10 protein-coding genes are annotated in these 12,572 nt (G+C 64.6%); 8 read left to right on the top strand and 2 right to left on the bottom strand.

The window, feature by feature from the left end:
- Nucleotides 1-161: 161 nt before the first annotated feature.
- The 5 genes from AB0N65_RS07015 (at nucleotide 162) to AB0N65_RS06995 (ending at nucleotide 5,206) form a co-directional block, all read left to right on the top strand.
- Nucleotides 162-1,361, top strand: coding sequence for a TIGR03364 family FAD-dependent oxidoreductase (locus AB0N65_RS07015; RefSeq protein WP_364159505.1), 1,200 nt, complete (start codon nucleotides 162-164; stop codon nucleotides 1,359-1,361).
- A 38-nt stretch (nucleotides 1,362-1,399) separates the two neighbouring features.
- On the top strand, nucleotides 1,400-2,317 hold the full coding sequence (locus tag AB0N65_RS07010) for a phosphate/phosphite/phosphonate ABC transporter substrate-binding protein (RefSeq protein ID WP_364159503.1): 918 nt from the start codon (nucleotides 1,400-1,402) through the stop codon (nucleotides 2,315-2,317).
- Nucleotides 2,317-3,093: a phosphonate ABC transporter ATP-binding protein gene (locus AB0N65_RS07005; RefSeq protein ID WP_364159501.1), complete on the top strand. Its 777-nt coding sequence runs from the start codon at nucleotides 2,317-2,319 to the stop codon at nucleotides 3,091-3,093. Before AB0N65_RS07010 ends, AB0N65_RS07005 begins: the two co-directional genes overlap by 1 nt.
- Nucleotides 3,090-3,944: a phosphonate ABC transporter, permease protein PhnE gene (gene phnE / locus AB0N65_RS07000; RefSeq protein ID WP_364159499.1), complete on the top strand. Its 855-nt coding sequence runs from the start codon at nucleotides 3,090-3,092 to the stop codon at nucleotides 3,942-3,944. The genes AB0N65_RS07005 and phnE overlap by 4 nt, the downstream gene beginning before the upstream one ends.
- 152 nt (nucleotides 3,945-4,096) lie before the next feature.
- Entirely contained in the window at nucleotides 4,097-5,206 is a 1,110-nt protein-coding gene (locus tag AB0N65_RS06995) for an FAD-dependent oxidoreductase (protein WP_364159496.1), read from the top strand.
- 61 nt (nucleotides 5,207-5,267) lie between these two features.
- Here the strand turns inward: AB0N65_RS06995 and AB0N65_RS06990 are convergent, their stop codons facing one another.
- Complete coding sequence (locus AB0N65_RS06990) at nucleotides 5,268-7,487, bottom strand: NADP-dependent isocitrate dehydrogenase (RefSeq protein ID WP_364159494.1); 2,220 nt, start codon at nucleotides 7,485-7,487, stop codon at nucleotides 5,268-5,270.
- 254 nt (nucleotides 7,488-7,741) lie between these two features.
- On the opposite strand from AB0N65_RS06990, the gene AB0N65_RS06985 reads away from it, so the two are divergent.
- Nucleotides 7,742-8,743, top strand: coding sequence for a hypothetical protein (locus AB0N65_RS06985; RefSeq protein ID WP_364159492.1), 1,002 nt, complete (start codon nucleotides 7,742-7,744; stop codon nucleotides 8,741-8,743).
- Between the two features lie 116 nt (nucleotides 8,744-8,859).
- On the opposite strand, the gene purH is transcribed toward AB0N65_RS06985, so the two are convergent.
- Nucleotides 8,860-10,530, bottom strand: a complete 1,671-nt coding sequence (purH, locus tag AB0N65_RS06980; RefSeq protein ID WP_364159490.1) for a bifunctional phosphoribosylaminoimidazolecarboxamide formyltransferase/IMP cyclohydrolase — start codon at nucleotides 10,528-10,530, stop codon at nucleotides 8,860-8,862.
- Nucleotides 10,531-10,655: 125 nt separating this feature from the next.
- Here purH and AB0N65_RS06975 point away from each other — a divergent pair, with 125 nt between their 5' ends.
- A complete protein-coding gene (locus AB0N65_RS06975) occupies nucleotides 10,656-11,603 on the top strand; it encodes a BadF/BadG/BcrA/BcrD ATPase family protein (RefSeq protein WP_364159488.1) in 948 nt (315 codons plus the stop codon).
- On the top strand, nucleotides 11,578-12,528 hold the full coding sequence (murQ, locus tag AB0N65_RS06970; protein ID WP_364159486.1) for an N-acetylmuramic acid 6-phosphate etherase: 951 nt from the start codon (nucleotides 11,578-11,580) through the stop codon (nucleotides 12,526-12,528). The genes AB0N65_RS06975 and murQ overlap by 26 nt, the downstream gene beginning before the upstream one ends.
- The last annotated feature ends 44 nt before the right edge of the window (nucleotides 12,529-12,572 follow it).

Here is a 12,572-nt window from a genome sequence, read left to right as displayed (position 1 = left end):
GTTGATAATACAAGTCGGTTTTGTTCGAAACGGCGGTTTTCCGCGCTGCACGATGAATTTGAAATGAACTCAAATGAACAGACGTTAAATTCAGATTAACTTGTATATACAAGTGCCAATCCGGCTTGATTCGGCCCCGTCCAGCCGCGAGTCTCATTGGTGTGAACAACCCAAGCACCTCCTCCACAGCCACCGGCAGCGTGTCCGTCCGGCCGATCGACGTCGTCATTGTTGGCGCCGGGATCGTTGGTCTGGCGCATGCCGCCCACGCTGTTGCCAACGGCCTGACGGTCACCATCATTGAGCGCGATCACCACGCGGCCGGCGCCTCCGTCCGGAACTTCGGCCACTGCTGCATCACCGCACAATCGGGCGAACTATACGAACTCGCCCAGACCTCACGTAAGTATTGGCTCGAGTTCGCCGAGCGCGCCGGATTCTGGGCCTCAGAAGCCGGCGCCGTAGTCCTCGCCCGCACTGACGCGGAGCTTGCTGTACTCCGGGAACTTGTCGCAGTGCGCGAACCTGGACAGGTCGAACTGCTCTCCCCCGACGAAACGCGCGCCCGCCTGGGCTCCGGCACGGGTGCTTCCGCCGCGGATACTTCCAGCGCATGGCCCGATCTCCTTGGCGGCGCTTTCCTCCGGGACGACCTTCGCGTCGACCCCCGCACCACGGTGGCAAAGTTGGCCGAATGGCTTAGCCGGCAGCCCGGCGTCGAACTTCACTGGAACACATCCGCGCTGGGCTTCAGCCGGGACGGTGACCTGGCCACGGTGCAGACTTCCCGTGGTGACTTCACTGCAAAGCGGGTTTTTGTGTGTGTCGGCCACGACGTGGACTACCTCTTCCCGGAGCTTGCGGCTGAGCATGAAATCCAGCGTTGCGCCCTGCAGATGTCGCTCGCGGCCAAACCGGGCGGTGTCGAATTCGCTCCGGCCGTCCTGACCGCAACGTCCATGCTCCGGTACCCGGCGTTCACCGAGATGCCCGCAGCGGCTTCCTTGCGGGACGAGGTCAGGCAGACGCGTCCCGACCTCCTGGAGATAGGCGCCAACGTCATGTTTACCCAACGCCCGGATGGCACCGTGATCCTGGGCGACTCGCACCACTACCACCACACCGCCGATCCATTCCTGGACGAGGCGGTCTCTACCGCCCTCAACACCGAGATCGCCGCCAGGATCGGTGAACCGCTGGAGATCATCCAGCGGTGGCAGGGCATTTATGCATCCTCCGATGTCGCGCCGATCCTGGTCCGCGATGTCCACCCCCGCGTCACCGTGGTTTCCGTGACGTCCGGCGTTGGCATGACCCTGTCCTTCGGCCTGGCACACCGCAATATCTCACGTTTGTTCTAGCCCGTTCATCCCCTTCCCTTCGCATCTTGAGGAAATCCATGAAAACCACGCTCTTCGCCGGTTCCGCCCTCGCCCTCGCCTCGGTTTTGGCGTTGACTGCCTGCGGCGGCTCCGCACAGTCGGCCAACTCCGAAGCTGCCTCAGCCACCTGCCCCAACGGTGAAATCAAGTTCGGCATCGAGCCCTACGAGGACCCTGCCAAGCTCAAGCCCGCCTACGATGTCCTGGCAGCAGCCCTGTCCAAGAAGCTCGAATGCCCTGTGAGCGTCCAAGTGGTGGAGGACTACGCCGCAGAGGTCCTGGCCATGCGCAACGGCAAGCTCGATCTCGGCCAGTTCGGCCCCCTCGGTTACGTGTTCGCGGACGCCCAGGCCGGCGCCGAACCGCTCGTGTCCTTCGGCACCGCGGACAAGCAGCTCAGCACATACACGGCAGGCATCTGGGTCCCGAAAGACAGCCCTATCCAGGCCATCGGCGACCTCAAAGGCAAGTCGCTCGCGCTCGGCAGCGTCGGCTCCACGTCCGGCGACGTGCTCCCCCGCTTCGGCCTCCGGGAAGCCGGGATCGCCGATGCCGACCTCAAAATGGACTACACCGGCGGCCACCCCGAAGCCCTGCTGGCACTGACCAACGGCAAGGTGGACGCTGCCCAGATCAACTCCCAGACGCTGGCCACAGCAATCGCCGAAGGTACCTTCAAGAAAGACGACTTCCGCCAGGTCTGGACCTCCAACCCCATCCCGAACGACCCCATCACCGTCCGCGGCGACGCCGATCCTGCCTTCAAGAAAGCCGTCAAGGATGCCTTCCTTTCGCTTGAGCCCACGGATGTGGCCAAGGTTGGCGAGTTCCTGGACGTCACCCCTCCCGGTCCGCTGCTCGAGGTCACCAAGGACAACTACACGCCGCTGTTCGAACTGGCGGAAACCATGAGCCTTACAGAGAAGGATCTATAGTGTCGGCGCTCTTATCAGTGGAGGGCTTGCGTAAGTCCTTCAACGGCCGGACCGTGCTGGACGGCGTGGACTTCTCCGTAGGCGCCGGGGAACTGGTCGCGTTCCTCGGCGCCAACGGCTCCGGCAAATCCACCACCCTGCGCTGTGTCATGGGCATCACTGAACCTGACGCGGGCAGCATCAGCATCGGCGGCTCTCCCTTGGAAGGTTTGCAGGGACGGGAACTTCAGCAGTTGCGCCAACGCATGGCCATGATCTTCCAGAAAATCCACCTCGTCCCCCGGCGCACCGCCCTGGACAACGTTTGTGCCGGGGCACTTGCCCGGATTCCGACCGTCCGTTCCCTGACACCCCTGCTGTTCCCGGCGGACATCCAGCAGGAAGCCCTCGACTGCCTGGACCGCGTCGGCCTGGCGGACCGTGCCTTCGAGCGGGTCGGGCGCCTTTCCGGCGGACAGCAGCAGCGCGTGGCCGTAGCCCGGGCACTCTGTCAGCGGGCCGACGTCGTACTCGCTGACGAGCCGGTGTCCGCGCTCGATCCGCACGCTGCCGAGCAGGTCATGGCGCTACTGCGCGAGCTCGCGCACTCCGAAGGCTTGGCAGTTGCCGCCGTCCTGCACCAGCCCAACCTCGCGCTGCGCTACGCCGACAGGTCCATCGGCCTCCTCCAAGGCTCCATGACGTTTGATCTTCCGTCCGCGGAGGTCACGGCCGAGCACCTTGATACCCTCTACGCCCCGGACCGGGACGTTTCAGACAGGACTGTTGCAGCATGACACCCCAAACCCTGAACCCCGCCGTCGTACGGCGGGACCCGTCCAGCAAAACCCGCGTGGCACTTGTCCGCCCGAAGAAGCCGCTGCGGTGGATTACGACGGCGGCAGTGGCGGCCGCCGTCGTCGGACTTCACGCTGTGGCCATCGAAGGGACGGAGTTCAAACCGGAGCTGCTGGTGGATGGCTGGAAAGGTATGGCCGCGTTCGTGGCCGATGCGTTCCCGCCGGACCTCAGCTGGGAAAAGACGCTCAAGCCGGGCCTTGAAGCGACGCTTGTCACGCTATGGATCGGCCTGCTGGGCACCACGTTGTCCGTGCCGTTCGCGTTGCTCCTCGCCGCGCTGGCAGCCGAGAACACGAGTCCGCACCGGTTGGTCTACCAAGCGGCCCGGGCTGTGCTGTCCTTCTTCAGGGCTGTGCCCGACATCGTGTTTGCGCTCATCTTCGTTACCGCCGTCGGTCTGGGTCCGTTCGCGGGCGTGCTCGCGCTGATCTGCCACAACACAGGTGTGATGGGGAAGCTGTGGGCGGAGTCCATGGAGGAGATCGACGCCGGACCGCAGGAAGCACTCCGCACTGCCGGCGCCAACCGAATCCAGCAGGTAGCCAATGCCACGCTGCCCATGGTGGTCCCCCAATTTGTGGGCCTGCTGCTTTACCGCTTCGACGTGAACGTCCGGTCCTCGCTGGTCCTTGGCTTGGTGGGCGCGGGTGGCATCGGGCTCCTGATCAACCAGTCCATCAAGTCATTCCAATTCGACTCCATGCTGACGCACATCCTGATCGTGCTGGTGCTGATCATTGTGGTGGACCAGTTCTCGGCGTGGATCCGTCGGCGGTTGGCTGCGTAGGGCTGTCCCGCCCCGCCTGCCCGCACCCAACTAGGTCGCAATTGTGCGCGTTTAGCCCCGTCTAAACGCGCACAATTGCGACCTACTTGGGTGAGTGGGGGCAGAATGGAGGCTGAGGTTGTGCAGCGAGTCGAGCGAAGGATGGAGCAGGGATGCAGGTTGACGTCGTAGTTGTCGGCGGAGGAGCCATGGGGTCGGCGGCCGCTTGGCAGCTGGCCCGCAGCGGCAAGTCCGTAGTGCTCCTGGAGCGCTTCGAGGCAGGCCACCACATGGGCGCCTCCCACGGCGCAACCCGCAACTTCAACACCGCCTACCCGGAGGCCGACTACCTGGATCTGCTCGCCGAGTCCAAAATCCTCTGGGACGAACTGGCCGCCGAGCACGGTGCTCCCCTCTTGGACCTCGTGGGGCTCGCAAACCACGGCAACCTCCCCAAGCTGGAACAGATCCACGCAGCCCATCAAGAACGCGGCGTCGAAAGCTACTTCATCTCGGCCAACGAGGCCGCCGACCGCTGGCAGGGCATGAACTTCAGCACCGATGTGCTCTTCGTGCCCGGTTCCGGCCGCGTCCGTTCAGCCGATGCGCTGGTTGCGCTTCGGACTGCAGCCGAGGCCCGCGGTGCCATCTTCAAGTACTCGACGCCGGTCCAGGCCATCCGCGTCACCGGCGGAGAGTCTGTGGTTGTGGTGACGGAAGACGTCGAATACGCCGCGCGACGTGTGGTGGTCACAGCCGGTGCCTGGACCAACAAAATCCTGGACGGCCTGGTCAAACTCCCGGCGTTGGTGGTCACGCAGGAGCAGCCGGCCCACTTTACGCCGCTGGACAACACGTTGGTCTGGCCGAGCTTCAACCACAACCCGGATCCCGACCCCAACAACGAAGCCTACGAGTACTGGTACAGCCCTGTTTACGGGATGCTCACTCCGGGCGAAGGCGTCAAGGCGGGCTGGCACGGGGTCGGGCCCGTCATGGACCCGGATGAGCGCACGTTCCAGCCCATCCCCCAGCAGCTTGAAGCCTTGGTGAGGTACGCCGAAGAGTGGCTTCCCGGCGTCGACCCTTCCACAGCGGTTCCCATCAGCTGCACCTACACCACCACGCCCAACGAGGACTTCGTGCTGGACCATTTTGGTCCCCTGGTGGTGGGCGCGGGCTTCTCCGGACACGGTTTCAAGTTCACCCCGGCCATTGGCCGGATCCTGAAGGACATCGTCGACGGCGGCACGGCACCGGAGCGGTTCTCAGCCTCCCGCTAGCCCCTCCGAAAACACGGAAGGCCCTCCAAGCGAATGCTCGGAGGGCCTTCCTGCGTAGTGACTAGCGAAGGGTCGCGAGGACCTTGTTGAACGTCGCCGACGGGCGCATGATTTCAGCGGCCTTGGCAGCGTCCGGACGGTAGTAACCGCCAAGTTCGACGCCGGAACCCTGGACAGCGTTCAGCTCGCCGACGATGGTTTCCTCGCTGGAGGTCAAGGATTCCGCAAGCGGCGCGAAAGCAGCTGCGAGCTCAGCATCGGAGGTCTGCTTAGCCAGTTCCTGGGCCCAGTAGAGGGCAAGGTAGAAGTGGCTTCCGCGGTTGTCCAGCTCGCCGACGCTGCGGCGCGGGGACTTGTTTTCCAGCAGGAACGTACCCGTGGCGCGGTCCAGCGTGTCAGCAAGGACCTGTGCGCGGGCGTTGCCCGTGGTCACGGCCAGGTGCTCGAAGCTGACCGCGAGGGCAAGGAATTCACCCAGGCTGTCCCACCGGAGGTGGTTCTCCTTGACGAGCTGCTGGACGTGCTTGGGAGCGGAGCCGCCTGCACCGGTCTCGAACAGGCCGCCGCCGTTGATCAACGGCACGATGGACAGCATCTTGGCGCTGGTACCGAGCTCGAGGATCGGGAAGAGGTCCGTGAGGTAGTCGCGGAGCACGTTGCCGGTAACGGAAATGGTGTCCTCACCCTTGCGGATGCGCTCCAGCGTGAAGGCCGTAGCCTCAACCGGGGACAGGATCTCGATCTGCAGGCCCTCGGTGTCGTGGTCCTTCAGGTACTCGTTGACCTTGACGATCAGGTTGGCGTCGTGCGCACGGCTCTTGTCCAGCCAGAACACAGCAGGGGTCTGGGAGGCGCGGGCGCGCGTGACGGCGAGCTTGACCCAGTCGCGGATCGGCACGTCCTTGGTCTGGCATGCGCGCCAGATGTCGCCCGGGGAGACCTGGTGCTCGATCAGCACGGTACCGGCGCGGTTCACAAGCTGGACAGTGCCGGCAGCTTCGATTTCGAACGTCTTGTCGTGGCTGCCGTATTCCTCGGCTGCCTGCGCCATGAGGCCCACGTTGGGGACAGTGCCCATGGTGGTGGGATCGTAGGCGCCGTTGGCACGGCAATCATCGATCACTACCTGGTAAATGCCGGCGTAGGAGCTGTCCGGGAGGACCGCCAGGGTGTCGGCTTCCTTGCCGTCCGGGCCCCACATGTGGCCGGAGGAACGGATCATGGCCGGCATGGAAGCGTCCACGATGATGTCCGACGGGACGTGCAGGCTGGTGATGCCCTTGTCAGAGTCCACCATTGCCAGGGCGGGGCCGTCTTCGAGGCCCTTGGTGATGGCTGCCTTGACGCCTTCACGGACATCCTCCGGCAGGTCCTCGAGTCCGCTGAGGATTGCCGCGAGGCCGTTGTTGGGGCTGATGCCTGCCGCGGCGAGCTGCTTGCCGTAGGTGTCGAAGAGCTCGGAGAAGTAGGCCTTGACCACGTGGCCGAAGATGATGGGGTCTGAAACCTTCATCATGGTGGCCTTCAGGTGTGCGGAGAAGAGGATGCCCTCTTCCTTGGCGCGGGCAACCTGTGCCTTGAGGAATTCGTCGAGGGCGTCGGCTCGCAGGACGGTGCCGTCCACGACCTCGCCTGCCAAGACCGGGAAATCCTTCTTGAGGACCTTGGTGGTGCCGTCTTCACGGACAAGCTGGATGGTGAGGGCATCATCGGCTTCGATGACCACGGACTTCTCGTTGGAGCGGAAGTCGTTCTGGCCCATGGTGGCAACGTTGGTCTTGGACTCAGGAGTCCAAGCGCCCATGGAGTGCGGGTTCTGGCGTGCGTAGTTCTTCACGGACAGGGGTGCGCGGCGATCGGAGTTGCCTTCACGCAGGACCGGGTTCACAGCGGAACCCTTGATCTTGTCGTAGCGGGAGCGGATGTCCGTCTCGGTGTCCGAGGAGGGGTTGTCCGGGTAGTCCGGGAGGGCGTAGCCCTGGGCCTGGAGTTCGGCGATGGCAGCCTTGAGCTGCGGAACGGAGGCGCTGATGTTGGGCAGCTTGATGATGTTGGCTTCCGGCTGCTTTGCCAGTTCGCCAAGTTCAGCCAGGGCGTTGCCCGTGCGCTGCTCTTCAGTCAGGAAATCGCCGAAAACGGCGATGATACGGCCGGCCAGCGAAATGTCGCGGGTTTCGACCTCCACACCTGCGGTCGAGGCGTACGCTTCCACAATCGGCAGGAACGAGTAGGTAGCCAGCATCGGCGCTTCGTCTGTGTGGGTATAGATAATCTTGGCCATTGGCGGGGTTCTCCCTGAAAGTCTGCAGATTTCAACATCTCCAACTTACCCGAGTAGGCCGGATTGGCATCCCTTCGTGTGGCCGGGATCACGCTTGCGTTACCGGCTGCCGACTCATCCGGAAGTGACACCAAAATATCACAAACTCTGAAACATCTCTTTACAAACTTGTCATACGGCCGGTACGTTCAATTCCGTCAGTCGGCGGTCGCCATCACTGGCCGCCTCACTCCCCCTCGATAGGTAGGAACAACGTGACAAAAACAAAGACCCTGGCCACAAGCCTGCTGAGTCTGTCTGCTGCCGCACTCCTGGCTTTCGTTGGCACCAGCGGCGCAAACGCCGCCCCGGTGAACAACGCAGACTCGCAAGGTTCTGTGGCCAGCAGCCATGCAGTGTCGGACGCCGGCACCGCGGATTACTGGACGCCCGAACGCATGAAGTCGGCCAAGTCCGGTGACATCCTCGCCGCCAAGGCACTGGAACGCGGCAAGCTGTTGAGCCTCGGCAAGTCCCTGGTCACCGAAGCCCCGGGCGCCCTCAGCAGCATCCCCGGCCAGCAGGCAGCCCCGGATTCCAAGGCCATCAACCTGAAGGTCAACCAGAGCGAAACGCCCGTCAAGCACATCGGCAAAGTCTTCTTCACCCTCGGCGGTGCCAACTACGTGTGCTCCGCCAACTCCGTGACCTCCACCAACAAGAGCACTGTGTCCACCGCCGGACACTGCCTCAATGAAGGTCCGGGGGCGTTCGCCACCAACTTCGTCTTCGTCCCGGCGTACCTCAACGGTTCGGCACCCTATGGCAAGTGGACGGCAAGGGCGCTGTACGCTCCCACCCAGTGGTCCTCCAGCGGCAGCATGCAGTACGACACCGGCTTCGCCGTCCTGAACACCCTCAACGGCCAGCGGCTCGCCGACGTCGTCGGGTCCTCCGGAGTCCAGTTCAACGCCGCCCGCGGCCTGAGCTACAAGGCCTTCGGCTACCCCGCAGCAGCTCCGTTCAACGGTGAATCCCTCAAGAGCTGCTCCGGCACCGCCAGCAACGATCCCTACAACCCGCAGTTCAACACCCAGGGCATCCCCTGCAACATGACCGGTGGCTCGTCCGGCGGTCCGTGGTTCATCGGCAACAGCTCCAGCGGCTACCAGAACTCCGTGAACAGCTACGGATACGGCAGCAACTCCACCAAGATGTACGGCCCGTACTGGGGCAGTGTCATCCAGTCGACCTACACGACGGCCGCGGCTTCGTAACGGTCACCCCCGCTGCGTGCCCCTGTTAAGTACGACGGCGGCCGTCCCCTACAGGGGGCGGCCGCCGTTTCGCTGTGCTGCTTACCGGCTTGACCGGCTGGGCCTAGCTTTGGGGATCAGTGGAAGAAGTGGCGTGCACCCGTGAAGTACATGCTGATACCGGCAGCGTTGGCTGCGGCAATGACTTCCTCATCGCGGACGGATCCACCGGGCTGAACCACGGCGCGGACACCGGCGTCGATGAGGATCTGCAGGCCGTCAGCGAACGGGAAGAACGCATCGGAAGCTGCAACGGCGCCACGGGCCCGCTCAGGTGCGTTGGCACCGCTGGCGTTGGACGCGCCGCCGGCACCTTCGACGTCGGACTCCACTTGGACGCCCAGCGTGTTGGCGCGTTCCACGGCCAGCTTGCACGAGTCCAAGCGGTTGACTTGGCCCATGCCGATGCCAACTGCGGCACCGTTGTCGGCGAGGAGGATGGCGTTGGACTTGGCTGCACGGCATGCGGTCCACGCGAAGGCGAGGTCTGCGAGGGTCTTCTCGTCGGCGGCTTCGCCGGCTGCCAGCGTCCAGTTGGCGGGGTTGTCGCCGTCGGCGTCCACCTTGTCCGTGACCTGGACCAGCACGCCGCCGGATACCTGGCGCATCTCGGCCGGGTAGCGGTCGTAGCCCTCGGGCAGTGCGAGGAGGCGGATGTTCTTCTTCTTGGAGAGGATCTCTACAGCCTCAGGCTCGAAGTCCGGGGCGATGACAACCTCGGTGAAGATGTCGGCCACCGTGCGGGCCATGCCTGCAGTGACGGTGCGGTTCGCAGCGATGACGCCACCGAAGGCCGAGACGGGGTCGCAAGCGTGGGCCTTGGCGTGGGCGTCGGCGATCGGGTCTGCGGCATCGGCGGAACCGACTGCTACACCACAGGGGTTGGCGTGCTTGATGATCGCGACGGCAGGCTCGGCGAAGTCGAAGGCTGCGCGGAGGGCGGCGTCGGCGTCAACGAAGTTGTTGTAGCTCATGGCCTTGCCGTGGAGCTGGTCGGCCTGGGCGATACCGGCCGGAGCGGCCTTGTCCACGTAGAGCGCAGCCTGCTGGTGCGGGTTCTCGCCGTAACGGAGGACCTCGGAACGCTCCAGAGCAAAGCCTGCGTAGGCCGGCCAGTCGATGACGCCGTCGCCGTCTTCATCGAGGAACTGGCTCGCGGTCCAGGTGGCGACGGCATTGTCGTAGCTCGCCGTGTGAGCGAAGGCCTTGGCAGCCAGGCGACGGCGGGTCTTCAAGTCGAAACCGCCCTCGGCGGCGGCGGTCACCACGGCGCCGTAGAAGGTGGGGTCCGTGACGATCGCGACGGCGGCGTGGTTCTTCGCGGCCGAGCGCACCATGGCGGGGCCCCCGATGTCGATCTGCTCCACAACGTCGTCCTGCGCAGCGCCGGACTTGACCGTCTCGACGAACGGGTACAGGTTCACCACGACGAGGTCGAAAGGCTCGATCTCCATCTTGGCGAGCGTCTCCATGTGGGCGGGGACGCGGCGGTCGGCCAGGATGCCGCCATGCACGCGCGGGTGCAGGGTCTTGACGCGGCCATCGAGCATTTCCGGGGAGCCGGTGACTTCTTCGACTTCCTTGACCGGGATGCCTGCGGCGGCGATCTTCTTGGCGGTGGAGCCGGTGGACACGATCGCGACGCCGGCTGCATGCAGGCCCTTAGCGAGCTCCTCCAGTCCCGTCTTGTCGTAAACCGAGATCAGTGCACGGCGGATGGGAACACGGTCAAGCTGCGTCAAGCTCACAAAAGTCTCCGTCTTAGTTCGCGTAGATATCGCGGGTCGGTGGGGATAAGGGAAGTTTATCGTGTTTCCTTGACGGGCCTTGTTTTGCGTCCCACAACACACCACCTGCAACATAGGGTTGATCCATGGAAGCCACCGAGGTCGTTCTCGCCGCCGATATAGGAAAGAGCCGCTGCCGTGTGGAACTGCGCAGCGGCACGGAGTTGCTTGGCGCGGCGGATCAGCACGGCTTTCCCGGAGTGCACGTGGACAACGGGCCCACCCTCGCGTTCGAACTCCTCCTCGAAACAACCGCGCTGCTGCCGCCGGCCCTCCCCATCAGCACCCTCACGGGCGTCGGCGCTGCCGTTGCCGGAGTCGAGGCGTCCGAGGAAAAATCCCGTGAACTGGCCACCATGTTGTCCCAAAGGTTCGGCGTTCCCGCGGCCGTCCTCTCCGACGCCACCGCGGCCCAGCTCGGCGCTCTTCAAGGCGCACCGGGAACCACGCTGATTGTCGGCACCGGCGCAGTCGCGTTCCGGTTCGACGACAGCGGCGTCCTCCATCGTGCCGACGGCTGGGGTCCGTACCTCGGGGACCGTGGCAGCGGACGCTGGATCGGCCAGCAAGGATTACAGGCAGTCCTGCGAGCGCTCGACGGCGGCCCGGCCACGTCCTTGTCCGCTGCGGCCGGAGCTCTGGTCGAGTCGCCGGAACACTTGCCGGCTTGGCTCGCCGGAACGGACAACCCCTACCGTGCGATGGCCCGTTTCGCACCGCTGGTTCTCCACGCAGCGGAGGCGGGTGACGCCGTCGCACTTAACATCATTGGCGAGGCGTGCAGCATCCTGACGGAGACCGTAAAACTGGCGTCGGGCGGCGAGTCGGGCGGCTCGCAGCGGGTGGCGATGCTGGGTGGAGTGGTGAGTTCGGAGTTCTTCGCGGAGCTCTTGCGGAAGTCCCTTGCTTCGGCTGGGATTGAGGTGGTGGCCCCGCTCGGGGATGGCTTGGACGGCGCCGCCCTCGCTGCGACGCGCCGCGGGCTCATCCAGGAAAGGTACATCCACCGTGACGGAACAAACTGGCCCGACTGACCCTGACAAACTTGCGGGCCTGCGCACGGAACTCGCTGGACTCCAGACCGAGGCCGCTGCGGAGAACCTGAGCGAGCTGGACATCCTGGGCACGGACGAACTCGTCTCCGCGATGCTCGCGCACAGCTCGGGAGTGCACGCCGCGGTTGAGGCTGCGAGTGCGGCTATCGTGCAAACCGTCGACGCCGTTGCGGAGCGACTTCAGCGCGGTGGCCGCCTTTTGTATGTGGGAGCCGGGACGGCCGGGCGGCTGGGTGTGCTCGACGCGAGCGAGTGTCCGCCGACGTTCGGCACCCCGCCGGGACTCGTCGTCGGGCTCATCGCGGGCGGCACGCAGGCGATCCAGAAGCCGGTGGAGTACGCCGAGGACAACGCAACGGCGGGCGCACGCGACCTGCACGATATCAACGTGACGGAAGCGGACGCCGTCGTGGGTATCACAGCGTCCGGTAGGACGCCTTACGTGATCGGCGCGCTAGAGGAGGCACGGAAGAAGGGGGCGTTCACGGCGTCGCTGGCGTGCAATAAGGGCTCGGCTGTGAGTCATCTGGCCGACGTCGCTATTGAAGTGGTGGTGGGTCCGGAGTTCATTGCGGGGTCCACGCGCCTGAATTCGGGCACGGCGCAGAAGCTTGTCCTGAACATGATCAGCACGCTGGTGATGGTGAAGCTCGGTAAGACGTACGGAAACCTGATGGTGGACCTGCGCGCAACCAACGAGAAGCTCCTTGCCCGTTCGCAGCGGACCGTGCAGCACGCCACGGGAGTCGACGCGGCGGAGGCGGCTGCCGCGTTGGATTCTGTTGGTGGCTCGGTGAAGGCGGCGATCCTGGTGCTCCTGACGGGCATTGAACCCTCGCGGGCGAAGAGTGCCCTGGAGGATGCGGGCGGGTTCCTTCGGAGGGCGATCGCCAACCAAAAGTAATGCGGACGCTCGGTGTCGGTCCCAACGCATAAGGTGTCATGCAG

Source organism: Paenarthrobacter sp. NPDC089322 (assembly GCF_040684895.1).
Lineage (GTDB): Bacteria > Actinomycetota > Actinomycetes > Actinomycetales > Micrococcaceae > Arthrobacter.
This window is presented reverse-complemented; position numbering and strand designations above follow the sequence as displayed.